This window comes from Zoogloea sp. GDB6 (assembly GCF_056724105.1).
This window is the reverse complement of record NZ_CM161497.1, coordinates 4,175,314-4,198,021: the sequence shown is the minus strand read 5'-3', so window position 1 is coordinate 4,198,021 and position 22,708 is coordinate 4,175,314. Positions and strand designations below refer to the sequence as shown.

Sequence of the window (22,708 nt, the reverse complement as noted above, 5' to 3'; positions counted from 1 at the left end):
GGTTCGAGGATCTGCGAGGCGTGCCAAAGCTGTTCGCCGAGCCAGCGCGGCGGCGGCGTGCAAGCCAGCCGGCCGTCCTGGACGATCAAGCGGGTGCCGGCGTCGAGCTGGAGCAGGCGCGTTTCCCCGGTATGAAAGCGCAGGCTGCGGATGGCGGAAATGGGGGCTGGCATCGTGGCGACTCCTGGCGGTGAGGAATGGCTCCAGCCTACGGATCGGAGGTTTGCACCGACAGACACAGGGCCTGACTTTCTGTGCCGGTACAGCGGTGCTGCCGATGGACTGTTATGGTGCGTGTTGTGCCGATCTGTGCCTGTGTCGGTGCGTTCCGATCGGAGATCATCGGGCGATGGAGAACGCCGAATTCGAAGACCTGCTGTATGCCCGCGTCGCCGGCCACTACCGGCGCGCGATCCGTGCCGGCGTGCTGGCGCCGGGAGCGCGCATGCCTTCCCTGCGCACCCTCACGCGGACCCACCAGGTCAGCCTGAGCACGGCCCTGCAGGCTTGCCGCAGCCTGGAGGATGAAGGCTTGCTGGAGGCGCGGGCCCGTTCCGGCTACTTCGTGCTACACCAGCGTCACGCGCAACTGCAACCGGTACGCGAACCGGACCTGCGGCAGGCGCTGCCCGATCCGGCGTCCTTCAGCGGCATCCACGACCGGGTGTCGGATTTCGTGACCAAGTGCGAGCGTTTCCCGGTGCATACCAACCTGGCGCTGGCCTTCGGTGCGCCTGAGGCCTACCCTCAGGAGGCGCTGAAGAACGCCGCGCTGCGTGCCCTGCGGAGGCATCCCGAGGTGCTGGTCAGCCCGGTTCCGCCACAGGGCGATCCCGGCTTCCGCAAGGTGTTGGCGCAGCGCGCCTTGGCGGCCGGCATGCAGCCGACGGCGGACGAGATCCTCGTCACCCACGGATGTACCGAGGCGATCAACCTGGCCCTGCGGGCCGTTGCCCAGCCCGGTGACGTGGTTGCGGTGGAGTCGCCGACCTATTTCGGCCTGCTGCAGGTCATCGAGAGCCTGGGCTTGCGGACGCTGGAGATTCCCACCAGCCCGAGCCGCGGCCTGTCGGTGGAGGCCCTCGAGCTGGCCTTCCGGACCCATGAGCGGATCCGTGCGGTGGTGGTGGTGCCGAATTTCCAGAACCCCCTCGGTTCAGTCATGCCGGACACCGAGAAGGCCCGCCTGGTAGCCCTGTGCGAAGCCCACGGGGTCGCGCTGGTGGAGGACGACATCTATGGCGCCCTCGGGGATGACGGCCTGCCGTTGAAGAGTTGCAAGGCCTGGGACCGGACCGGCAACGTGATCTACTGCGGCTCGCTGCACAAGACGCTGGCGCCCGGCATGCGGATCGGCTGGATGATCAGCGGGCGCTGGCAGGCGCGGGTGCGCATGCTCAAGCACGCCCAGAGCCGACCCAACGACGCTCTGGCGCAGATCGCCCTCGGCGAGTTCATGGGGAGCCACGCCTTCGATCGGCACCTGGCCCGGCTACGGCGGCTGCTCAAGGCCCAGCGGGCGTCGATGGCCGAAGCCATCGCCAGCCATTTCCCGGCGGGTACGCGCCTCAACATGCCGCGGGGCGGCATGCTGTTATGGGTGGAGATGCCGGAGGGGCGTTCGTCGCAGACGGTTTTCGAAGCCGCGCTGGCGGAGGGCATCCGCGTGGCGCCGGGGGCGATGTTCTCCAACTCCACGCGTTTCGATCATTTCCTGCGCATCAGCTGCGGCTTTCCCTTCTCGCCGCGGATCGACGCGGCCCTGCGGCGCCTGGCGCAGATCGTGGCGGACGGCCGCTGACGGCCGTCCGTACCACCTCTCGCCGCTAGATCACCAGCTGGGTGCCCAGCTCGACGACGCGGTTGTTGGGGATCTTGAAAAAGTCCGTCGCGCTGGTGGCGTTCTTCGACATGAAGGCGAACAGGCGGGCGCGCCACGGGTTGATGCGGCGGCCGAGCACGCTCGGGATGACGGTTTCGCGGGACACGTAGAAGGTCGTCTCCATCATGTCGAAGGATTCGCCGTAGCGCTTGCAGCATTGCAGGGCCTGCGGTACGTCTGGATCCTCCATGAAGCCGTAGCGGATCACGATGCGCAGGAAGCTCTTGTTCATGCGGTGCAGGTAGATGCGCTCCATCTCGTTCACGTGCGGCGTGTCGGCGGTTTCGACGGTCACCAGGGCGACCCGTTCATGCAGTATCTGGTTGTGCTTCAGGTTGTGCAGCAGCGCGGCCGGCACGCCTTCCTTCGAGCTGGTCATGAAGACCGCGGTGCCATTCACGCGGTGCACGTCGCACAGGGTGTCGAGGAAGATCGACATCGGGATGCCCTGCTTGGCGAGTTCGCGCCGCACCAGCCGGCGGCCACGACGCCAGGTGGTCAGCACGGTGAAGGAGACCAGGCCGGCGGCGATCGGGAACCAGCCGCCTTCCGGGATCTTGAGGGCATTGGCGGCGAAGAAGGCGATGTCGACCGCGAGGAAAGCGCCGGCCACCAGCGCCACTACCAATGGGTGCCAGCGCCACAGCAGGACCATCACGAAGGCCACCAGCACGGTGTCGATGAGCATCGTGCCGGTGACCGCGATGCCGTAGGCGGCAGCCAGGTTGGACGAGTTCTTGAAGCCGAGGACCAGCGCCACGACGGCCAGGTAGAGGGTCCAGTTGGTGAAGGGGACGTAGATCTGGCCCGCTTCGGCGCCCGACGTATGGACGATCAGCATGCGTGGCAGGAAACCCATCTGCACGGCCTGGCGGGCCACCGAGAAGGCGCCGGATATGACCGCCTGGGAGGCGATCACGGTGGCCAGCGTAGCCAGGATGACCAGCGGGATCGTGGCCCAGTTGGGACCCAGGTGGAAGAAGGGACTTTCGATGGCGGCCGGTTCGTTGAGCAGCAGGGCGCCCTGGCCGAAGTAGTTGAGCACCAGGGCCGGCAGCACGAAGCCGAACCAGGCCAGGCGGATCGGAAAGCGGCCGAAGTGGCCCATGTCGGTATACAGCGCCTCGCCCCCGGTCACCGACAGCACCACCGAGCCCAGGGCCAGGAAGGCCAGGGATGGATGATGGGTGATGAAGCCGACCGCGTAGGCCGGATTGAGGGCGGTCAGCACCGCCGGGTGGCGGCTGATCTCGAGGATGCCGAGCAGGCCAAGGGTGGCGAACCACCCGATCATGACCGGCCCGAAGAACATGCCGACGGTGCCGGTGCCGCGCTTCTGGATGAAGAACAGCACGGTCAGGATCACCAGCGTCAGTGGTATCACATAGCGGGTGAAGTCCGGCGAGACGATCTCCAGCCCTTCCACGGCAGACAACACCGAGATGGCCGGCGTGATCATGCTGTCGCCGTAGAACAGTGCCGCGGCGAAGATGCCGAGAAGGGATACGGCCCAGGTCACGCCGCGGTGGCGGGAGTTCTCGGTGATCAGCGACAGCAGCGCAAGGGAACCGCCTTCGCCACGGTTGTCGGCGCGCATGATCACGCTGACGTACTTGACGGTGACCAGCGCCATGATCGACCAGAACACCAGCGACAGCACGCCGAGGATGTTGTCCGGCGTGACCGGGATGGGGTGATGCCCGTTGAAGATTTCCTTGAGGGCATACAGCGGGCTGGTGCCGATGTCGCCGAAGACGACGCCGATGGCACTGATGACGATGGGGGCGAGGGGCTTTCGGGAGTGTTCGGAGGACACGGCCGGGCTCTTTCTTTTTTGTTGATCGGGAATGTGCTGCTTGCGGTCGCCGGTCCATTGTCCGGGTCTGGCTCCCGCCGATATTGACCTGTCGCAAGCTGGTGCTCGCGGGCGGGGCCTCATCCACGCGTGTGCGTGGGTGCAAGGCGGGCGACAGATTACACCGTACGCCGTCGTGTGGTGCCCCTGCTGCAGCGGGGGATCGACGGGCAAAGAAAAAGGTGTGCCCGCCGGCGGCGGACAGGTTGATGGCGGGGGCGGCTTCTTGACGGAGAAGGTGACGGAGAGCGAGGGATTCGCCCTCCGTCACAGGGGCTGCTCAGGGTTTGAGGGCCGGGTGCTTGAGGGCGTGGGCTGCTTCCATCAGATAGTGGCGGCCTTCTTCCTCGTCCCGTTGCAGACCCAGTTCGCCGTTGAGGTAGGCCATGGCCAGGGTCTGGCAGGCTTCCGGGTGGTCCTGCTCAGCGGCGGCGGTGTACAGGCGCACTGCTTCGGCGTCGTTGCTGGGAACGCCGTCGCCTTCCCGGTAGGCGTTGGCGAGGAGGAACTGGGCGGCGGCGATGCCGGCGTCGGCAGCCCGGCGCAGCCAGCGGGCCGCTTCGGCGTGATCCGTCTTCACCCCGTAGCCATCCCGCCACGCGATGCCCAGGTAATAGGCCGCGCCGGCATGGCCGGCCTTGCCGGCCGCCGAGAGCCAGGCGAAGGCGCGCGCCGCGTCGGTGGAAACCCCGGCGGCGCCGGCCGAGTACAGCTTGCCGAGCTGGAAGCGGGCCTCCACGTCGCCGTCCTCAGCGGCCCGGCGCAGCGACCGCAGCCCTTTCCCGTCCTGGTCGCCACGGCTCAGCAGGGCCAGGCCTAGCGTGCGGCGGGCGTCGGCCGTTCCACCTTCGGCCAGGTTTGTCAGGCGGGCCAGCGCAGCATCCTGCCGGCCAGGGCCGGCGAGGATCTGCAGCTGGGTCAGCTCCGCCGCCGTCGGGGCCGGCGCGCGGCTGGCCCAGGCGATGCCGCCCAGGGCCGCCGCCCCGGCCAGCAGGGCGGCGGCGAGGCGCCCTTGGCGGGGCTTACTTCGAAAGGTCAATCGCATACAGGGCGAGGCTCTTGCCGCTGCCGTCGTCGGCCTGCAGCTGGGTGATACCGGTCAGGCCGGCGGCCTGGGTGAGGGGCAGCTTGCCCGGCGCCGAATGGAAGATCACCTGGCCAGCGGTTGTCACCGGCGTGAAGCGCCAGCTGCGGTCCGAACCGTTGGCGGCGCGGGTGATCGTCTTCGCCGTCTTGATGTACTGGATCAGCACGTCGCGGTTGGCATCCGGCGACGCGTAGATGGTCTTGCTGCCGTCGAGGCCGGGGAAGCTGCCGCCGCCGCTGGCCCGGTAGTTGTTGGTGGCGACGATGAACTCCTTGGCCGGGTCGATGGCTACACCCTTGTACTTGAGGTTGACGATGCGGCTGCCGACCGGTTTGGTCACGTCGATCTCGTAGCGGATGTCGGCGCTGGTGAACATGTCGAAGTTGTAGCCGGGGAAGCTGCTGACCAGTTCCTGCTGGACGGTGCTCGCCGGGTCGATCTGGTTGAAGCGCTTGGCGGCGGTCTCCAGCCAGTTCTTGATGTCGGCGCCGGTGACCTTCACCGCGTAGATGGTGTTGGGGTACAGGTAGAGGTCCGCGGCGTTGTTGATGGCCAGGTTGCCCTGCTGCACGTCCGTGTAGTCGGTGCCGCCGGCGAAGCCGCTCTTGAATGGGGCGCTGACCGACAGCACCGGCAGCGCGGCGTACTGGGGCAGGTTGGCGGCCACGTATTTGGCCACGTAGTCGGCCTGGGCCTGGTTCACCAGCTCGATGGCGCCGGGATCGCCGACGTCGGCGAAGTAGCTGGACATCTCGAAGTCGGTGCTGCCGATCGGCGTCTTCACGTAGTCGATGGTGGCTTGGTGCTCGGTCGCGATGGCGGCGGCAACGGTCGGGTCGACGGCTACGTAGCTCTTGTCGGCGTTCTGCGTGGAGCGGGCCTGCACGATGGTCTTGGTCTTGTCGATGGTCCAGGTCTTGCCGTCGTAGGTGAGGTCGAACTTGATGACGCCCAGGTGCTTGCCCCAGTAGTTGGCCATCACCGTCGGCACGCCGTTCACGGTGCCACCTGCCTTGTCCACGCCGGGCAGGTTGAACTGGGCGACGGTACTGGTGGCGTTGGGGAAGATCTGGTGGGAGTGGCCGATCAGCATGGCGTCCACGCCGGCTACCTTGGACAGGTGGTAGCTGCCGTTCTCCATCGTCGGCGAGTAGGCGCTGTCGTCGAGGCCCCCGTGGGAGATGACCACCACCAGGTCGGCGCCCTTGGCGCGCATTTCGGGGATGTACTTCTCGGCGGCTTCCTTGACGCCGACCGTATACACCTTGCCGTCCAGCCAGCGCTTGTCCCAGCTCATGATGGTGGGGGGCGTGAAGCCGATGATGCCGACCTTGACGATGCCGGTCACCGGCTTGCCGTCCGGGCCGGTGGCGGTGACGGTCTTGTTGATGATGGTGTAGGGCTGGAACAGCGGGGCGTTGGTCTTGACGCTGTTCACGTTGGCCAGCACCTGCGGAAAGCTCGGGCCCTTGCAGGTCGGCTGGGCGGCCGGGTCGGCCAGGCCGTCCACGTTGAAGCGGTTGCCGGTGACCTGGCTCAGGAAGGGCAGGCCATAGTTGAACTCGTGGTTGCCGATGCCGCCGCCTTCGAAGCCGGCGGCGTTCATCACCTTGTAGATGGCCAGCGGCTGGCTGCAGGACACCGGGTTGACCAGCGCCTGGTAATCGGACAACGCGGTGCCCTGGATGGTGTCGCCGTTGTCGAGCAGCAGGGTGTTGGGGAATTCCTGGCGGGCCTGGGTGATCAGTGTGGCGGTGCGCTCGAAACCGAGGGATTTGTCTTCGGCGAGCTTGAAGTAGTCATAGCTGACCACGTTGGTGTGCAGATCGGTGGTTTCCAGCAGGGCCAGCGTGGCCTTGGTGCCGGTGGGTACATTCTGGCTGTCGTGGTTGCTGCTGCCGCAGCCGTGCAGGAACAGGCTGGCCAGCAGGCAGCCGGTGGCCACTTCGAGGCGGGAATAGGTCGTGGAAGACATGGAACACCAGGCGGGCGAAGGAAAGCCAGGGAGGATCGCCGCTGCTGGTTGCGGAAGCATGACGATATTCTTGCGTCCATGCGTAAAGGGAGTGAAGTCGGTGCCGTGGGGCAGGTTGCGTGGAGAGCGCAGGTTGCCCCACGGCTCGAAATGACGGGTGGCGCAATGCTGACGGTCTGCAATATGACTTCGCAATGTGCAAAAATGATAGCCCTTTCGGCCCATGGGCCATTTTTGGAGATTCCCATGGGATTGCGACTGAAGTTCAACCTGGTGCTACTGGCAGTGTTTCTGGCTGGATTCGGGGTGGCTGGCTACATTTCCCACGATCTGCTGTACCGCCACGCCCGCGAGCAGGTGCTCGGCGAGGCGCGGTTGGTCATGGAGGCGGCGCTGGCGATCCGCGGCTATACGGTTGGCCAGGTCAAGCCACACCTCACCCCGCTGATGGACAAGCAGTTCCTGCCGCAGACGGTGCCCGCCTATGCGGCCACCGAAACCCTCAACGAGCTGCACAAGAAGTACCCCAACTACGCCTACAAGGAAGCCACCCTCAATCCGACCAACCCGCGCGACCGGGCGGCGGACTGGGAGGCCGACCTCGTCAACACCTTCCGCAACACGCCGGACAGCAAGGAGATCACCGGCCAGCGCGACACCCCCACCGGCCCCGCGCTGTACGTGGCGCATCCGATCCGCATCGAGACGGCGGCCTGTCTGCCCTGTCACAGCTCGCCGGAGGCGGCGCCGTCGAGCATGATCAAGGTGTATGGCAGCGCCAACGGCTTCGGCTGGAAGCTCAACGAGGTGGTCGGCGCCCAGGTGGTGTCGGTGCCGATGTCGGTGCCGCTGGACAACGCCGCGCAGGCTTTCCGCACCTTCATGATGTCCCTGGCGGCGGTTTTCGTGGCGGTCTTCGCGGTGCTCAACCTGATGCTGTCGTGGCTGATCATCCGCCCGGTGTCGCGCATGTCGGACGCGGCGGACAAGATCAGCACCGGCGACTTCAACCAGCCGGAGTTCCCGGAGGGGGGGAGCGACGAAGTGTCGGTGTTGGCCAGTTCCTTCAACCGCATGCGTCGCAGCCTCGAGAAGGCGATGCAGATGATCGACGCCTGATTCGTCTCTCATCGTGAGCGACGAGAACCTTCCGTCCGGGCCAGGCCAGGATGACCTGCTAGCCCTGCCGTCCGGCTATGTCATCAACGAGTACCGCATCGAGCGGGTGCTCGGCGGGGGCGGCTTCGGGATTACCTACCTGGCCCGTGACACCCACCTGGACTGCCAGGTGGCGATCAAGGAGTACCTGCCCAAGGATCTCGCCGTGCGGCGTGACGGCCTTGCCGTACGGCCGCGCTCCAGCGAGGCGGCCAAGGGCTTCGAGTGGGGCCTGCAGCGCTTCCTGCTCGAGTCACGGGCGCTGGCCAGTTTCCACCATCCGGGCATCGTGCGGGTACTGCGTTATTTCCGCGGCAACGATACCGCCTACATGGTGATGGAATACGAGACCGGTCAGCCGCTGCAGCGCTGGCTGGTGGGGCGCCTGCCCCTCGACCGGGCGAGCCTGGTGCGCATCGTGCGGCCGCTGCTCGACGGGCTGGAGGCGATCCACGCGGCGGGTTTCCTGCACCGGGACATCAAGCCCGGCAACATCTACATCCGCGCCGACGGTTCGCCGGTGCTGCTCGATTTCGGATCGGCCCGCCGGCTGGAGCTGGATGGCATCGACCAGACCCTCACCGCGGTGGTGACGCCGGGCTTCGCGCCGGCCGAGCAGTACCATCGCCACGGCAAGCAGGGGCCGTGGACCGACCTCTATGCGCTGGCCGGCGTCATGTACTGGATGGTCACCGGCAAGCTGCCGATGGAGGCCTTCGCGCGCCTGCGCGAGGATGCCATGCCGAAGGCGGCTGACATCGGCAATGCGGATGCCTTCGGCGCCGGTATGCTGAAGGCCATCGACTGGGCGCTCAACCCGGATGAGGACAAGCGCCCGCGCCAGGTGGCGGATTTCCGTCGGGCCTGTCTGGCGCCGCCGACCGGCGGCGAGGCGTCCGAACCACCGGTGGAAGCGCCGCTGCCCCTCGGGCTGTCGGCGTCGGAGGCACGCACCTTCATCGGTGCGGTGCTGTTCGCCGATGTGGCCGTGGCGGCCAGCGACGAGGCGGCCCAGCGGGAAGGGCGCTCGCGCCTGGTGCAGATGCTCACCCAGGCCATCGCGCCGGTGCCGCCTACCACGCGGCTGGCGGTCAATACCAAGGAAGGCTGCGCGGTCTGCTACGTCGGTGATCCGGAGGATGCGCTGCGTACCGCGGTGCAGCTGGGGGATGCCGCGGCGGGCGCCGGGATCGGTGTGCATATGGGCATCAACCTCGGCCCGGTGCGGGTTGCGCCCGATCCCAACGGGCGCTCACGCATCCTCGGTGACGGCATCACCACGGCTTTCCGGGTGATGCGCTTCTCCAGCCCCGGCCAGGTGCTGGTGGCGCGGGCCTACTACGAGGTCATTTACCAGCTTAAGAAGAACGCTGGCGACTACTTCCGGCACATCGGCGTGCGCCGCGATCCCCAGGCCCGCGACCATGAGCTTTACGCCTACAGCGGGGTCAGCCTGCTCGCCAGCGCGCGTGTGGCCGACCTGTCGATCCGCCAGGCGGCGGTGGGGGGCGACCTGAGCCCGGTGGCCATCGAAGCGGCCGAGCGCATCCTGGCGCTGCACATCGGGCCGATGGCGAAGATCCTGGTCCGCAAGACCCTGCCGCGGGCCGAGAATCTGTCGGGGCTGCATGAGTTGCTGGCGGCGATGATTCCCGATCCGGCGCCGCGCAGCGCTTTTCTGTCCAGCGTGGTGGCGGCGTCCGGGGCCGTGTCGGGGGCCGCTTCGTCGCGCAGCGTGCTTGGCACGGCTGCGCGCAGCTCGGCCAGCGTGTCGGCGGCGGCCGGGGCGGTCAGCGTGATTCCAGAGGCCGATCTGGCCCGGGTCGAGCAGATCTTCGCCCGCTACATCGGGCCGATGGCCAGGGTGCTGGTGCGCCGCGAATCCCGCACTGCCAACAGCGTGGCAACCCTGTGCCGGGCGCTGGCCAGCCATATCGACAAGGATGCCGAGCGCCGGCGTTTCATGAGCGAGGCCGGCCCGGCGGATTGAGTCCCGGTTCGGCGTGGAGAACAGCATGGACGCACAACCGATTCGCCTGACTCCTGGCCAGGATTTGCGCCGCGCGCTGGAGTGCGCGCTGTTCGCCGAGGGCGGTTCGGCGGCCTTCGTGCTGGCGGGCATCGGCGGCCTGAGCGGTGCGCATCTGCGCCTGGCCGGCGCGGACGAGTTGTGGGCGCTGGAGGGCGACATCGAGCTGCTGAGCCTCAGTGGCTCCATCGCCGCCAACGGTTCCCACCTGCACGGGGCGGTGGCGACGGCCTCCGGCACCGTGATCGGCGGGCACCTGGGCTACGGCTGCGTCGTGCGCACGACCGCTGAAATCCTGCTGATGCGCCTGCCCGGCTGGGATTTCCAGCGCGAGCCCGACCTGCAGACTGGCTACGCCGAACTGGTAGTGCGCCAGCGGGCCTCAGACTTGGGCTGAGGCTTCGGTATTGCCGTTGGCCAGCGTGGCCACGGCGTCGGCGAGGGTCTTGATCGCGGCCATCGGCGGCGCAGCGCGCAGGTAGGCGACGCCGGTCTGTACATGGCTGATCTGGGGCGGTACTTCACGGATAGTCAGGTCGGCCCGGTGCTGAGACTGTTCCACCACCCGGCGTGGCAGCAGGGTCCACCCGAGCCCCACCGACACGCAGCCGAGGATGCCTTCCAGCGTGCCGAACTCCATCGCGTCGGCCACCGCGTGGCCGCTGGCCCGTTGCCAGGCCAGTGCGCGGGTGCGGTAGGCGCAGCCCTCGCGGAACAGGATCACCGGCTGCAGCACCGGGTCGGCGCCGGCTGCACAGACCTGCACCAGTTCCTCCATCACCAGCTCATCGAAGGCCAGGTCCGGATGGATCACCGGCCCGCCGATGAAGGCGCAGTCGAGCTTGTGGTCGAGCAGACGGTCGATCAGCGCGGCGCTGGTGTCGGTGCTGACCCGCAGTTCGACGCGCGGATGGCGGGCTCGCACGGCCTTCAGCGCGCGGGGCAGGTGCACCGCGGCGAAGGTTTCCATTGCGCCGATGCGCAGCTCGCCGGCGCTCTCGCCGACCTGGCGGACGGCGGCGCTGGTTTCCCGCTCGAGCAGCAGCATGCGGCGGGCGTAGTCGAGGAGCACCCGCCCCGACGGCGCCAGCTCCAGCCCGCGGCCCTTGCGGTGGAACAGCTCGGTGCCGAGCTCCTCCTCCAGCCGGCGGATGCGGCCCGTCACGTTGGACTGGACGGTGTTCAGCTTGCGGGAGGCGGCGAGGATGCCGCCTTCCTCGACCACTGCCTGAAAAGTACGCAGCGCGACGAGTTCCATATTCATATCTCCATAAGAGAATTGAGCGTTCTTAATAAATCATTTGATGAGATAGTTTAGCCTGTTTATCGTGTCCCCTCCAACCGTAAGGAGGCTGCTGCCATGAGCGAACACAGTTCTGCTGCCGAACGTTTCCGCGTGCTCGGTGCCGGCATCTTCAGCCTGGTGCTGGCGCTGGGCGTCGCCCGTTTCGCCTACACACCGCTGTTGCCGCTGATGCAGCAGCAGGCCGGGCTGGGCGTGGCCGAAGGGGGCCTGCTGGCGGCGGTCAATTACGCCGGCTACCTGAGCGGCGCGCTGCTCGCGTCGCTGATCGGCGATCTGGTCCTGAAGGACCGCCTGTACCGCATCGGCATGGTGTTGGCAGTGGCGAGTACCGCGGTGATGGGGCTGACCACCGATCCGTTGGTGTGGGCGCTGTCGCGCTTCGTTGCCGGCCTGGCCAGCGCGGCGGGCATGCTGTTCGGTACCGGGCTGATCCTCAACTGGCTGATCCGCCATAATCACCGCAGCGAGCTGGGCATCCATTTCGCTGGTATCGGCATCGGCATCACCGCCTGCGCAGCGGCGGTGGCGCTGATGAGCCAGTGGCTGGACTGGCGCCAGCAATGGTTGGCGCTGACCGTCTTCGGTGCCGTGCTGCTGGTGCCGGCCTTGCGCTGGCTGCCGTCGCCGGGGCGCAACCCGGCCAGCCACAGCGCCGCACAGATGGCGGACCGGCCGCCGACGGCGGGCTTCCTGCGCCTGTTCATGGCAGCCTATTTCTGCGCCGGCATCGGCTACGTGGTCAGCGCGACCTTCATCGTCGCCATCGTGGACCGTCTGCCGGGCCTCGCTGGCAAGGGTTCGCTGGTGTTCCTGGCGATAGGCGTGGCGGCCGCGCCGGCCTGCATCCTGTGGGATCTGGTGGCGCGCCGCACCGGCGAGCTGAACGCGCTGATCGGCGCGGCGCTGCTGCAGATCGTCGGCATCGTGCTGCCGGTCACGGTGGGCGGGTTGGCCGCGGCGCTCGTCGGGGCGCTGCTGTTCGGCGCCACCTTCATCGGCATGGTGAGCCTGGTGCTGACGATGGCCGGCCGCTACTACCCGACCCGTCCGGCCAAGATGATGGGCAAGATGACGCTCTCCTACGGCGCCGCGCAGATCCTCGGCCCGGCTGTTACCGGCTGGCTGGCTACAGCGGTCGGCAGCTATACGGCGGGTGTGTACCTGGCGGCGGCGGTGATGGCGGTGGGCACGTTGTTGCTGGTGCTGTTGCGCAGCCTCGAAAAGCGGGAGATGACCACCGCCGGCCTGCAGCCCTGTGCGCAGGGCTGAAGGTTGCGCCGTTACTGATCGCGCGCTCAAATGCAAAGGCCCTGCCGGACTCCGGCAGGGCCTTTTGGCAATGAACGGGCGGCGCGTTCGGCTTACTTGCCCGATTCGTTGTTGTTGCCGGTGGTGTTGTCGAGGCGCTTGGCCTCGTCCTCGCTGATGTATTCGAAGACCCGCACGACCTTCTGCACGCCGCTGGTGGTGCGCGCGACTTCGGTAGCGGCGCTACCCTCCCTCTGCGTGACGAGGCCCATCAGATAGACCGTGGAGGCTTCGGTCACCACCTTGACCTGTTGCACGCGGAAGTCCTTCTGGGGCACGAAGCGGGCTTTTACCTGAGAGCTGATGTAGCTGTCGTTGCTGCGCGCCGACAGGGTGCTGGTGGGGGCCACGCGCAACTCATTGACCACTTCCTTGACGTTCTCGACGGCGGCAGCAATGCGTCCGGCCTCGTCGCGGCTGGCCTCGTTGAAGGCTTCACCGGTCAGCAGCAGCTTGCGGTTGAAGGCGGTGACGTTGACGTGGACCTTGTCGCCGAGGGCATCTTCGATGCGCTTGACGCTCTTCCACTCGATGCTCTCGTCTTCCACGTAGGCACCGGAACTGCGCCGGTCGGAAACCATGGCAACAGCCATGCCGGTGCCACCGACGATGACCGGGATGCAACCCTGGGCTGCAGCCAGGGTACCGAGGACCAGTGCGGTCCAGGCCAGGGGCTTGCGGGCAAAGCTCATTCTTCCACTCCGAGGAAAAGGCAATCGATGCCGTCGCACAGGCAATGCAGGGTGACCAGGTGGACTTCCTGGATGCGCGCGGTGCGGTCGGCCGGGACGCACAGATGGATGTCGCCGGGGCCGAGAAGTTCAGCCATCTGGCCGCCGCCCTTGCCGGTGAGGGCTACCACGAGCATTTCGCGCTCATGGGCCGCGTGGATGGCCTCGATCACGTTGGGCGAGTTGCCGCTGGTGGAGATCGCCAGCAGTACGTCACCGGGCTGACCGAGGGCGCGCACCTGCTTGGAGAAGATCTGGTTGTAGTCGTAGTCGTTGGCGATGGAGGTCAGCGTCGAGCTGTCGGTGGTCAGCGCCAGGCCGGCCAGCGGCGGGCGTTCCATCTCGAAGCGGTTCAGCAGCTCGGCGGCGAAGTGCTGGGCGTCGGCGGCCGAACCGCCGTTGCCGCAGGCCAGGATCTTGCCGTTGTTCATCAGGCTGTGGGTCATCGTTTCGATGGCCGCGGCGATGGGCTCGGCCATGAACTCGAGGGCGGCCAGCTTGGTCTGGGCGCTGTCGGTAAATTGCTGCGCGATACGGGCGACGAGATCCATCTTTGACTCCGGGAAAGTTGGCCGCGATTCTAGCATTTGCGCCGGTCGGCCAGCCGGAAGCGAGAAATCCGCTTACAAACCGACCAGCACGTCCACGCGCAGCCGCTTCCAGGGATTGGGATCCTTCGCCAGCTTGCCGATGCGGCCGCCGATGGCGCTGCCGCGGTCCATCTCCTCGGCCACTGCCTGGTTCTCGGCGCGGGGCAGGTAGCCGAGTTTCTGGCCGCGCCATTCCACGCGCACCGCGAAGCGGTCGTGGGGGTTATCGGGTTCGCGGATCAGCGTCAGCGTATCGCCTTCGTGCATCTCGTCCCACAGGATCTTGCCGCCGTAGTACTGGAAGCCGGCCAGCGGCGAACTCTGCACGAGGATGCGGACCTGCTGCGCTGTCGCTGGCGGGAGCATGCCACAGCCGAGCAGCAGGGCCAGCAGGACGCGCTTAATACGCATCGAAAGCGCCCTGTATCCATTCGATGCCGTCGCTGTCGAGGCGTTCGAGCAGCACCGCGTCGAAGCGGCAGGGCTGGTTGGCGTAACGCCGGCCGGCACCGTTCAGCCAGTAGCGGGCGGCGAGGATCACGCGCTGGCGCTTGGCTGCGGTGATGCTCGCCGCTGCGCCGCCGAAGCGGCTGCTGCTGCGCAGGCGCACCTCGACGAAGACCACGCTGGTCCGGTCGATGGCGATCAGGTCCACCTCGCCGCCGCGGCAGCGCACGTTGCGGGCCAGGATCGTCAGCCCGTGTTTTTCCAGATGGGCAGCGGCCAGTGCTTCGGCCGCTGCGCCGCGGCGCAGGTGTTCGGCTTGCATCGGCGGGGTGGCACGCCCACAATCTGCGTCCCCCGCCTCCTGTCCCCAGTCCTGCCATGCATCCTGCCCTTTCCGACGCATCGTCCGCCTCTCCGCTGAATAAGACGCCGTCATTGTATGTGGTGGCCACGCCCTTGGGTAATCTGCAGGACATGAGCCTGCGTGCGCTGGCCGTACTGAAGGCGGTGGATGCGGTGGCCGCCGAGGATACCCGCCACAGCCAGCGCCTGCTCGATGCCTTCGACATCCGCACGCGGCTGGTCGCGCTGCACGAGCACAACGAGCAGGAGGCCGCGGGATTGGTGATCCGTATGCTGGAGGAGGGCAAGCAGGTGGCGCTGATCACCGACGCCGGCACGCCGGCGGTGTCCGACCCCGGCGCACGGGCGGTGGCGCGGGTGCAGGACGCCGGTTTCCCGGTGGTGCCGGTGCCCGGCGCCTGTGCGGCCATTGCGGCACTGTCGGCCTCCGGCCTCGCCGACGGGCATTTCCATTTCCATGGCTTCCTGCCGACCAAGTCGGCGGCCCGCAAGACGGCGCTGGACAGCCTGCGCGGCGTGCCGGGCACGCTGGTGTTCTACGAGGCGCCGCATCGCATCGCCGAGACGCTGGACGACCTGGCTGCGACGCTCGAGCCGACGCGCCAGATCGTCGTCGCCCGCGAACTGACCAAGATGTTCGAGCAGATCGTGCGCATGCCGCTGGCCGACGCGCCGGCCTGGCTGGCTGCCGACGCCAACCGCGCCCGCGGCGAGTTCGTGCTGCTGGTGTCGGCGGCGCCGGCCAGTGAAGGCTTGTCGCCGGAGGCCGAGCGGGTGCTCGGCCTGCTGCTCGCCGAGCTGCCGGTGAAGCAGGCGGCCAAGCTGGCCGCGGCGATCACCGGGGCGTCGAAGAACGCGCTGTACGAGCGGGCGCTGGAACTGCGCGACAGCTGAGCCGCTGGGCGCCCCCAAGGGGCAAGGAAACCTGGGGCGGCCCGACGTTTCCTTGCGAGGCGCTGCCTGGTTTTCAGCGCAGGTGCTGGCCGTCGCGGCCGAGCAGGGTGACTTCGACGCGCTGGGAGCCGATGCGGTTGCCCTGGCCAAAGCGCACGCGGAAGCCGCCGAGATCCATGTCCAGGCTTTCGAGGGCCTGCATCACCGTGGCCGGGGTTGGCGTGCCCTTGGTGCGGCGGATCGCCTCGATCAGCACGCGGGCGCCGACGTATTCCTCGAAGCTCGTGTAGGACGGCTCCTCGCCCGGCGCGAAGCGCTGCAGCGCGGCGTTGTAGTCCCGCGCGATGCGCGTCACGCCGCTGAACGGCGAGGGCATGACCTGGGTGATGCCGACGCCGCGCGCCGCGTCGCCGCCGGCCAGCTGGTGCAGCTCGCGGCCATTCACCACCGAGATGCTGAACAGCTGGGTGCCGGGGCTGACTGGCTGGTAGGCCTTCACGAAGGCGGCGGTCGGCCGGACCACGCCGATCATGATCACCGCCTGCGGTGAGCCGGCGGCGATGTCGCGCACGGCGGCGGCGACGTCCTCGGTGTTCTTCTCGTAACTGCCCTTGCTGACGATCTTCAGCTTGTGCTTCTCCAGCGCCCGCTCGACACCGGCCAGGCCGGCCTGGCCGAAGGGGTCGTTCTGGTAGAACACCGCGATGCGCTGCAGACCGGAGGCGACGAACTGGCGCACCATCGCCTCGGTCTCGTCGCCGTAGCTGGCGCGGATGTGGAAGATCCACGGGTTGTAGGGCGAGCGCAGCGGCTCGCCGCCGGTATAGGGGGCGATCAGCGCGATGTTGCCGTCGGCCAGCACGCCATGCTTGAGCAGTTCGGCGATGTTGCCGGTGCCGGCGTAGCCGATCAGCGCCACCGCCTTGTCGCGGTTGATCAGTTCGTGGGTCAGGCGCACGGTTTCGGCGGTCTGGTAGCCGTCGTCCTTGACCACGTGGGTGAGGGTACGGCCACCGACCCCGCCGGCCGCGTTGGCGGCATCGATGGCGATCCGCACGCCGAGCGCCATCGCCTTGCCGGTGCTGGCCAGCACGCCGCTGAGCGGCACGCTCTGGCCGATCACCACCGCTTCGGCCTGCGCCGGGCGGCTCGCCGAAAGACCCAGAATGAGCGCCAGCAGACATCCGCCGAGCAGCCCTCGTCTCCATGTGTTCAGCATCTTCATGCCTTTCTTATATGAAAATGGCGTGAGTATGGAGGGCGTTCGGGGCTTGGCTTATGACCTGCTGAGGGGTGGGCGAGTGACGAATTCCCCGCATTGGGTGCGGAGGGCTGGCGGTGTGACGGGGGCTGCCCGGCTCAGAAGCGCTGGCTGAAGCCGACGGTGAAGCTGCGCGGCGCGGTCAGCTGGCCGGCCTGCGGATCCAGCGGGTCGGTCTTGGCGTACTGGCTGACGGCCAGCTGCAGCAGTCCATAGATCTGGGTGTGCGGCGCGACGGCGTAGCTGAGGCCGGGGCTGAGGTAGAAGGCGTGGCCGCCCGACGCCGGGTTGGCGGCGGCGCCGCCGTCCCGCGGACGGTGCAGGGCATTGAGCTGCAGCAGGCCGGTAAGCCTCGGTGCCAGCTCGTAGTGGGTACCCAGGTCGAGCTTGACCTCGGTGCCCGGGCGGTAGTCGCTGCGGGTGGCCAGGGCGGTCTGCAGCTGGGCGCTGGCGAACCAGCCCCAGCCGGTGCCCGGCAGGGTCTGGAAGTAGTAGGCGCCGAGGATGGCGTCGGTGCTGCCGCTGCCCGGCTGGGCGGAACGCTCCAGTGCGTAAGGCGTGCCCGGATCGGCCGGGTCGGGGGGGCTCATGATCTTGTTGGTGGAGCCGGTCGGCAGCTTGAGGCCGAAGCGCAGGCCGACGCCGGAGAACGGGTTGCCCGGATCGAGGCGATAGCGGCCGACGACCCGCATGTCGCCGATCTCGTGGAAGCTGGCCGACTGGGTGAAGGGGCCGTCGAGCGACGAGTCGAAGGTGTGGCGGTGGTCGCGCATCACCACCGGCAGGCTGAGCGTGGCGCTCCAGCGCGCATTGAAAGTGTATTCGGCGTCGAGGTTGAGGAGCCGGTTGAGGCTGCGCTGGTTCTCGATCTCCTCGTCGCTGCCGCTGGGGGTGGCCGCTGCGATGCGGGAATGGCCGGCGCGCAGGGTGTTGGCCTTGGCGTAGGAGTAGCGCGCGTCGAGGCGTAGGCCGTCGGCGCTGGAGAGGCCCTGGGTATCCCAGTTGGTGTCCACCGTGCAGAAGGACGAGCCGCAGGAGGCATGGGCGGCAGGGGCCAGCACGGCGGCCAGCAGGGTGCAGAGGTATCTTTTCATGGGGCGCGCTCACGGTTGCCACGGCCGGCTGGCCAAGCAGAACGCGGCAGAGCTTAGCCGAGGGCGCCGGCCCGGCCCTGCGACACGATGTCGCAGCACCGGGCCGGTGTGGTGCCTCTCAAGGAAACGCCGGGCCGCCCCAGGTTTTCTTGTTCCCCGCGGGGGGAGGGCTGGGCTACGCCCAGCCCAGGGGGCTCAGCTGTCGCCGCCCTGCAGGCCGTACTTGCGGATCTTGTCGTGCAGCGTGGTCTTGGGGACGCGCAGGGCCTCGGCGCTGCGTGCCAGGCTGCCGCCCTGGCGGCGCAGCTCGGCGGCGATCAGGCTGCGCTCGAAGCTTTCCACCGATTCGGCCAGCGACGCCGGCGGTGCGTCGCCGGGGGCGCCGCCGAGGACGTCCTTGCCGACGCCGAGGACCACGCAGTCGGCCACGTTGCGTAGTTCGCGCACGTTGCCGGGCCAGGTATGGGCCATCAGGCGGCGCATCTGTTCGGGCGGTACGGTGGGCAGCGGACGTTCATGGCGGTGGGCGGCTTGCAGCAGGAAGTGTTCGAGCAGCAGCGGGATGTCCTCGCGGCGTTCGCGCAGCGGCGGCAGATCGATGGTGACCACGTTGAGGCGGTAGTAGAGGTCGGCGCGGAAGGTCTGGCGTTCGGCGCGTTCCTTGAGGTCGTCCTTGGTGGCGGCGACCACCCGGCAGTCCACCGGCTGCAGCTGGTTGGAGCCGAGGCGCTCCACGACGCGCTCCTGCAGCACGCGCAGCAGCTTGATCTGCACGCCCAGCGGCATGCTTTCCAGTTCGTCGAGGAAGAGGGTGCCCTTGTTGGCATACTCGATCTTGCCGATGCGGCGTTTCTGGGCGCCGGTGAAGGCACCGGCCTCGTGGCCGAAGAGTTCGCTGTCGAGCAGGTTGTCGGGCAGGCCGCCGCAGTTGAGGGCCACGAAGGGGCCGCTCTTGCGCGGCGAGAGTTCGTGCAGGCACTGGGCGATGAGCTCCTTGCCGGTGCCGGTCTCGCCGCGCACCAGTACGTCCACGCTGGTGCCGGCCACGTCGCTGATCAGTTGGCGCACCCGCGCCATCTGCGGCGAGCGGCCGATCAGCTTGGTCTCGATGCCGTCGCGTTGTGCCAGGCGGCGGCGCAGGTCGAGCACTTCGAGGGTCAGCCCGCGCTTGTCGAGGGCGCGGCGCACCACGTCCACCAGCAGTTCCGGCGAGAAGGGTTTCTGGATGAAGTCGTAGGCGCCGTTGCGCATGGCCTCGACGGCGAGGGTCACGTCGCCGTGGCCGGTGATGATGATCACCGGCAGGTCGGCGTCCATGGACTGGCAGCGGCGCAGCACTTCCATGCCGTCGGCCTTGGGCAGGCGCATGTCGGTGACGACGATGCCGGGAAAGCCGGCGGACAGGCGCGCCAGGCCTTCCTCGGCGGAGCCGACGCCTTCCACCGGGATGTCGGCGAGCATCATGGCCTGCTCGCAGCCGAGGCGTACGTCGGGGTCGTCTTCGATGATGAGTACGCGGAGTTCGGGGGTCATGACGGTTCTTTCGGAGCAGCGGGGAGTTGCAGGATGAAGCGGGCGCCACCTTCCGGGCGGTTCTCGGCGCGCAGGTCGCCGCCGAACTCGCGGACGATGTCGCGGGAAATGGCCAGACCGAGGCCCAGGCCCTCGCCGGCCGGCTTGGTGGTGAAGAAGGGTTCGAACAGCGCGGCGCCGTCGGGCAGGCCACAGCCGCTGTCGGCGATGACGAGTTCCAGGTCGCCGTCGTTGCGGGCCTGGGCCTCGATGATGAGTTCCTTGCGTTCGCTGTCGGCCATTGCGTCGCCGGCGTTGCGGATCAGGTTGATGAGTACCTGTTCGAGGCGGTTCTGGTCGCACCAGGCGATGGCCTGGCCGGGTTCGCAATGGTTGATGACGGTGACGCCGGCCTTGGTGAGGCGCTGATCGAGCAGGAACAGCGCGGCGCTGACCGCATGGGCCAGGTCGGTGGCGGCGGGCACCGCTGGCGACTTGCGGGCGAAGGTCTTCAGCGGGGTGATGATGCGCCCCATCTGGTCGGCCAGGCGGGCGATGATGGTCAGGTTCTGCTCGACGGTCGGCAGGTTGCCGCGCTTCATGAATTCGACGGCGTTGCCCGACAGGGTGCGCATGGCGCCCAGCGGCTGGGCCAGCTCGTGGGTGATGCCGGCAGCCAGCTGACCGAGCACCGCCAGCTTGGCGGCCTGCACCAGCTCGTCCTGGGCGGCGCGCAGGGTCTGCTCGGCCTGCTGGCGTTCGGCCACTTCCTTGCGCAGACGGGCGTTGGTGTCGGTCAGCGCGCGGGTGCGGCGGGCCACCTTGCTCTCGAGCTGGGCGTTGGCCTGTTCGAGCAGCTCCTTGGCCTCCAGCTTCTGGCGCACGATGCGCCGACGCTGGGCCAGCACGAGGAGCAGCAACAGCACGAAGCCGGTGGCCACCGCGGCCAGCGCGCCGTGGCCGAGGGCCTGGGTGCGCACCGGGCGCAGGTCGGAGAAGATCAGCAGGCGCCAGCCTACGTCCTGCAGGCCGCGCCCATGCACCAGGTAGCTGCCGGCGAAGCCGGGGTGCGGCTTGGAGCGGGCGCCTTGAATCGACATATGCACGACCTGGCCTTCCGGGCTCGAGTCCTCCTCGATGCGTACCGGGAAGTCGCCGATCGGCCCTTCGTTGTAGAGGCGGCTCATCTTGACGTCCACCCGGGTGTCGAGGGGGAGTGGCTTGAGGGCGGTGTAGCGCCATTCGGGTACGGAAGACAGGATCACCACGCCGTTGCCGTCGGCGATCAGGGCCGGCGCGCCCAGCAGTTCCCAGGCCTGGTCGAGCTGCCCGAGGCTGATCTTGATGACGGCCACACCAACCACCCGCTCACCGTCGCGGATCGGCGTGGACACGAAGTAGCCCGGTTCGCCGCGGGTGGTGCCGATGGCGAAGTGGCGCCCGACGCGTCCGGCAAGGCCTTCGGCGAAATAGCTGCGGAAGGACAGGTCTTCGCCGACGAAGTTCTCGCTCGGGTGGTTCCAGTTGCTGGAGGCGAGCACGATGCCGCGCTGATCCACCACGAAGATTGCGATGCTGCCGATGTGCTCGTTGAGCTGCTGCAGGAAGCGGTTGGCGGCGTGTACGCTGGCCGGGCTGCGGGGGCTGCGCATTACGTTGAGGACTTCCTCGTTGAGCTGGATGGTGGCCGGGATGTGGGCGTAGCGATTGACGATGCCGTCCACGGCGGCGGCGAACAGGTCCAGCCGATGGCCAGCGTCGGTGCGCAGGGTCTGCATGCCCTGGTATTCGCTGGCCCGGTAGCCACCGATACCGATCAGGCCGATGACCAGCAGGAAGGCGGCGACGATCAGCGGGTTCGGCGACACGGTGCGCGAAGGCGGCAGCTTCTGCTGAGGGGCCGGGGCCGGGGCCGGAGGTGAGTCGGTCATCGCGTGTCGGTGTGCTTCCGTGGGTGGGGGCGGAACGGGGGCTGGATTGGGGCCAGCGCCCGTCTGCCGGGGGCGGCGGCGGACGAACGGAGGCGTTCCTGCTCAAGGATACAACCCCCGCAGCGCCCTTGCCGCTATGGCGGGGGAGGCGTTGCTCCCCCGGGCGTCTTCGCTCAGTACTCCATGAACATCCGCTGCAGCTCCTTGCTGTCCTGGGTCTTGGTCAGAGCCACGGAGGCGAGGATGCGCGCCTTCTGCGGGTTGAGGTCGTGGGCGACGACCCAGTCGTACTTGTCGTCGGGCTGCTCGGCATTGCGCAGCACGAAGCCGCCGCCGACGACGCGGGACGAGCGGATGATCTGCACGCCTTTGCTGCGCAGTTCCTGCAGGGCCGGCACGACGGCGCTGCTGACCGACCCGTTGCCGGTGCCGGCGTGGATGACGGCGCGGGCACCGCCTTCGGCGAAGGCCCTGTAGGCGGTGGGTGTGGCGTTGCCGTAGCCGTAGGCGATGTCCACCGGGGCCAGCTTGTCGAGCTTGTCGATGTCGAACTCGGTGCCGGTGGTGTGGCGTTTGGCGGGGGCACGGAACCAGTAGGTCTTGCCCTCGACGATCATGCCCAGCGGACCCCACGGGCTCTTGAAGGCTTCGGTCTTGATGTTGACCGCCTTGCTCACGTCGCGGCCGGTGTGGATCTCGTCGTTCATGGTGACCAGCACACCCTTGCCGGCAGCGTCCTTGGCCGCGGCGACGGCGACCGCGTTGTAGAGGTTGAGCATGCCGTCGGCGGACATGGCGGTGCCAGGCCGCATGGAGCCGACCACCACCACCGGCTTGTCGGTCTTCAGCACCAAGTTCAGGAAGTAGGCGGTTTCTTCCAGGGTGTCGGTGCCGTGGGTGATCACGATGCCGTCCACGTCCGGCTGGCGGGCGAGGGCCGCGACGCGCTTGCCGAGGGTCAGCAGGTTGTCGTTGGTGAAGCTCTCGGAGGCGATCTGGAAGACCTGCTCGCCGCGGACCTCGGCGACGTTGGCGAGCTCAGGCACGCCGGCGATGAGCTTGTCCACCGGGACCTTGGCGGCCTGGTAGGTGGCGCTGTTGGCGACGCTGGCGCCGGCGCCGGCAATGGTGCCGCCGGTGGCGAGGATCACCACATGCGGTTTGCCGTCGGCGTAGGCGGCGGGAAAGGCGCCGGCCAGGCTGGCGGCGAGGACGGACGACAGGACGAACGAGCGGGTGAGCAGACGGGTCATGGTGGGTCTCCTGGGGATGAGGGTTTGGGCGA

19 protein-coding genes are annotated in these 22,708 nt (G+C 68.0%); 6 read left to right on the top strand and 13 right to left on the bottom strand.

The genetic code is table 11. The features are described from left to right. Positions 1-349 precede the first annotated feature (349 nt). Positions 350-1,801 carry an aminotransferase-like domain-containing protein gene (locus AC1PQG_RS19095; RefSeq protein ID WP_481119378.1) on the top strand — a complete coding sequence of 484 codons (1,452 nt, stop codon included), beginning with the start codon at positions 350-352 and terminating at the stop codon, positions 1,799-1,801. 25 nt (positions 1,802-1,826) lie between these two features. On the opposite strand, the gene AC1PQG_RS19090 is transcribed toward AC1PQG_RS19095, so the two are convergent. The 3 genes from AC1PQG_RS19090 to AC1PQG_RS19080 all read right to left on the bottom strand — a co-directional run bounded on the left by AC1PQG_RS19090 (position 1,827) and on the right by AC1PQG_RS19080 (position 6,799). After that, positions 1,827-3,698 carry a potassium transporter Kup gene (locus AC1PQG_RS19090; RefSeq protein ID WP_481119377.1) on the bottom strand — a complete coding sequence of 624 codons (1,872 nt, stop codon included), beginning with the start codon at positions 3,696-3,698 and terminating at the stop codon, positions 1,827-1,829. A 319-nt stretch (positions 3,699-4,017) separates the two neighbouring features. After that, positions 4,018-4,782, bottom strand: a complete 765-nt coding sequence (locus AC1PQG_RS19085) for a tetratricopeptide repeat protein (protein WP_481119376.1) — start codon at positions 4,780-4,782, stop codon at positions 4,018-4,020. Further along, positions 4,760-6,799 (bottom strand): bifunctional 2',3'-cyclic-nucleotide 2'-phosphodiesterase/3'-nucleotidase, encoded by a 2,040-nt coding sequence (locus tag AC1PQG_RS19080; RefSeq protein WP_481119375.1) that lies wholly within the window; start codon positions 6,797-6,799, stop codon positions 4,760-4,762. Before AC1PQG_RS19080 ends, AC1PQG_RS19085 begins: the two co-directional genes overlap by 23 nt. A gap of 246 nt (positions 6,800-7,045) precedes the next feature. Between AC1PQG_RS19080 and AC1PQG_RS19075 the strand changes: the two genes are divergently transcribed. Genes AC1PQG_RS19075 through AC1PQG_RS19065 form a run of 3 tightly spaced genes read left to right on the top strand, consistent with a single transcriptional unit; the run spans position 7,046 to position 10,383 of the window. Then, positions 7,046-7,918: a c-type heme family protein gene (locus tag AC1PQG_RS19075; RefSeq protein WP_481119374.1), complete on the top strand. Its 873-nt coding sequence runs from the start codon at positions 7,046-7,048 to the stop codon at positions 7,916-7,918. Between the two features lie 13 nt (positions 7,919-7,931). After that, positions 7,932-9,947, top strand: a complete 2,016-nt coding sequence (locus AC1PQG_RS19070; protein WP_481119373.1) for a protein kinase domain-containing protein — start codon at positions 7,932-7,934, stop codon at positions 9,945-9,947. Between the two features lie 25 nt (positions 9,948-9,972). Continuing rightward, positions 9,973-10,383 carry a PPC domain-containing DNA-binding protein gene (locus AC1PQG_RS19065; RefSeq protein ID WP_481119372.1) on the top strand — a complete coding sequence of 137 codons (411 nt, stop codon included), beginning with the start codon at positions 9,973-9,975 and terminating at the stop codon, positions 10,381-10,383. On the opposite strand, the gene AC1PQG_RS19060 is transcribed toward AC1PQG_RS19065, so the two are convergent. Further along, positions 10,369-11,244: a LysR family transcriptional regulator gene (locus tag AC1PQG_RS19060; protein ID WP_481119371.1), complete on the bottom strand. Its 876-nt coding sequence runs from the start codon at positions 11,242-11,244 to the stop codon at positions 10,369-10,371. The genes AC1PQG_RS19065 and AC1PQG_RS19060 overlap by 15 nt on opposite strands. A gap of 102 nt (positions 11,245-11,346) precedes the next feature. Here AC1PQG_RS19060 and AC1PQG_RS19055 point away from each other — a divergent pair, with 102 nt between their 5' ends. Next, positions 11,347-12,561, top strand: coding sequence for a YbfB/YjiJ family MFS transporter (locus tag AC1PQG_RS19055; protein WP_481119370.1), 1,215 nt, complete (start codon positions 11,347-11,349; stop codon positions 12,559-12,561). Between the two features lie 92 nt (positions 12,562-12,653). Here AC1PQG_RS19055 and AC1PQG_RS19050 read toward each other — a convergent pair whose 3' ends face one another. The 4 genes from AC1PQG_RS19050 to AC1PQG_RS19035 form a co-directional block, all read right to left on the bottom strand. Then, a complete protein-coding gene (locus AC1PQG_RS19050) occupies positions 12,654-13,292 on the bottom strand; it encodes a BON domain-containing protein (RefSeq protein ID WP_481119369.1) in 639 nt (212 codons plus the stop codon). Continuing rightward, positions 13,289-13,882, bottom strand: a complete 594-nt coding sequence (locus AC1PQG_RS19045) for a phosphoheptose isomerase (RefSeq protein WP_079432773.1) — start codon at positions 13,880-13,882, stop codon at positions 13,289-13,291. The genes AC1PQG_RS19050 and AC1PQG_RS19045 overlap by 4 nt, the downstream gene beginning before the upstream one ends. Positions 13,883-13,954: 72 nt before the next feature. Beyond that, positions 13,955-14,332, bottom strand: coding sequence for an HIRAN domain-containing protein (locus tag AC1PQG_RS19040; RefSeq protein ID WP_481119368.1), 378 nt, complete (start codon positions 14,330-14,332; stop codon positions 13,955-13,957). Continuing rightward, complete coding sequence (locus AC1PQG_RS19035; RefSeq protein WP_481119367.1) at positions 14,322-14,690, bottom strand: YraN family protein; 369 nt, start codon at positions 14,688-14,690, stop codon at positions 14,322-14,324. Before AC1PQG_RS19035 ends, AC1PQG_RS19040 begins: the two co-directional genes overlap by 11 nt. Positions 14,691-14,746: 56 nt before the next feature. Between AC1PQG_RS19035 and rsmI the strand changes: the two genes are divergently transcribed. Continuing rightward, a complete protein-coding gene (gene rsmI, locus AC1PQG_RS19030) occupies positions 14,747-15,625 on the top strand; it encodes a 16S rRNA (cytidine(1402)-2'-O)-methyltransferase (RefSeq protein ID WP_481119366.1) in 879 nt (292 codons plus the stop codon). A 73-nt stretch (positions 15,626-15,698) separates the two neighbouring features. Here rsmI and AC1PQG_RS19025 read toward each other — a convergent pair whose 3' ends face one another. The 5 genes from AC1PQG_RS19025 to AC1PQG_RS19005 all read right to left on the bottom strand — a co-directional run bounded on the left by AC1PQG_RS19025 (position 15,699) and on the right by AC1PQG_RS19005 (position 22,676). Beyond that, the gene (locus AC1PQG_RS19025; RefSeq protein WP_481119365.1) at positions 15,699-16,850 is read right to left on the bottom strand and encodes an ABC transporter substrate-binding protein; all 1,152 of its coding nucleotides are present in this window, start codon (positions 16,848-16,850) and stop codon (positions 15,699-15,701) included. A gap of 134 nt (positions 16,851-16,984) precedes the next feature. Then, positions 16,985-17,980: a transporter gene (locus tag AC1PQG_RS19020; protein ID WP_481119363.1), complete on the bottom strand. Its 996-nt coding sequence runs from the start codon at positions 17,978-17,980 to the stop codon at positions 16,985-16,987. Between the two features lie 195 nt (positions 17,981-18,175). Beyond that, the gene (locus tag AC1PQG_RS19015) at positions 18,176-19,513 is read right to left on the bottom strand and encodes a sigma-54-dependent transcriptional regulator (RefSeq protein WP_481119362.1); all 1,338 of its coding nucleotides are present in this window, start codon (positions 19,511-19,513) and stop codon (positions 18,176-18,178) included. Then, complete coding sequence (locus AC1PQG_RS19010; RefSeq protein WP_481119361.1) at positions 19,510-21,423, bottom strand: sensor histidine kinase; 1,914 nt, start codon at positions 21,421-21,423, stop codon at positions 19,510-19,512. Before AC1PQG_RS19010 ends, AC1PQG_RS19015 begins: the two co-directional genes overlap by 4 nt. 173 nt (positions 21,424-21,596) lie before the next feature. Then, positions 21,597-22,676 (bottom strand): asparaginase, encoded by a 1,080-nt coding sequence (locus tag AC1PQG_RS19005; protein ID WP_481119360.1) that lies wholly within the window; start codon positions 22,674-22,676, stop codon positions 21,597-21,599. Positions 22,677-22,708 lie beyond the last annotated feature (32 nt).

Excerpts from the sequence above, each read along its gene's own strand:
- AC1PQG_RS19095 (WP_481119378.1), top strand. The coding sequence starts at position 350 with ATGGAGAACGCCGAATTCGAAGACCTGCTGTATGCCCGCGTCGCCGGC.
- AC1PQG_RS19085 (WP_481119376.1), bottom strand. The coding sequence starts at position 4,782 with ATGCGATTGACCTTTCGAAGTAAGCCCCGCCAAGGGCGCCTCGCCGCC.
- AC1PQG_RS19080 (WP_481119375.1), bottom strand. The coding sequence starts at position 6,799 with ATGTCTTCCACGACCTATTCCCGCCTCGAAGTGGCCACCGGCTGCCTG.
- AC1PQG_RS19075 (WP_481119374.1), top strand. The coding sequence starts at position 7,046 with ATGGGATTGCGACTGAAGTTCAACCTGGTGCTACTGGCAGTGTTTCTG.
- AC1PQG_RS19065 (WP_481119372.1), top strand. The coding sequence starts at position 9,973 with ATGGACGCACAACCGATTCGCCTGACTCCTGGCCAGGATTTGCGCCGC.
- AC1PQG_RS19060 (WP_481119371.1), bottom strand. The coding sequence starts at position 11,244 with ATGGAACTCGTCGCGCTGCGTACTTTTCAGGCAGTGGTCGAGGAAGGC.
- AC1PQG_RS19055 (WP_481119370.1), top strand. The coding sequence starts at position 11,347 with ATGAGCGAACACAGTTCTGCTGCCGAACGTTTCCGCGTGCTCGGTGCC.
- AC1PQG_RS19050 (WP_481119369.1), bottom strand. The coding sequence starts at position 13,292 with ATGAGCTTTGCCCGCAAGCCCCTGGCCTGGACCGCACTGGTCCTCGGT.
- AC1PQG_RS19045 (WP_079432773.1), bottom strand. The coding sequence starts at position 13,882 with ATGGATCTCGTCGCCCGTATCGCGCAGCAATTTACCGACAGCGCCCAG.
- AC1PQG_RS19040 (WP_481119368.1), bottom strand. The coding sequence starts at position 14,332 with ATGCGTATTAAGCGCGTCCTGCTGGCCCTGCTGCTCGGCTGTGGCATG.
- AC1PQG_RS19035 (WP_481119367.1), bottom strand. The coding sequence starts at position 14,690 with ATGCAAGCCGAACACCTGCGCCGCGGCGCAGCGGCCGAAGCACTGGCC.
- rsmI (WP_481119366.1), top strand. The coding sequence starts at position 14,747 with ATGCATCCTGCCCTTTCCGACGCATCGTCCGCCTCTCCGCTGAATAAG.
- AC1PQG_RS19025 (WP_481119365.1), bottom strand. The coding sequence starts at position 16,850 with ATGAAGATGCTGAACACATGGAGACGAGGGCTGCTCGGCGGATGTCTG.
- AC1PQG_RS19020 (WP_481119363.1), bottom strand. The coding sequence starts at position 17,980 with ATGAAAAGATACCTCTGCACCCTGCTGGCCGCCGTGCTGGCCCCTGCC.
- AC1PQG_RS19015 (WP_481119362.1), bottom strand. The coding sequence starts at position 19,513 with ATGACCCCCGAACTCCGCGTACTCATCATCGAAGACGACCCCGACGTA.
- AC1PQG_RS19010 (WP_481119361.1), bottom strand. The coding sequence starts at position 21,423 with ATGACCGACTCACCTCCGGCCCCGGCCCCGGCCCCTCAGCAGAAGCTG.
- AC1PQG_RS19005 (WP_481119360.1), bottom strand. The coding sequence starts at position 22,676 with ATGACCCGTCTGCTCACCCGCTCGTTCGTCCTGTCGTCCGTCCTCGCC.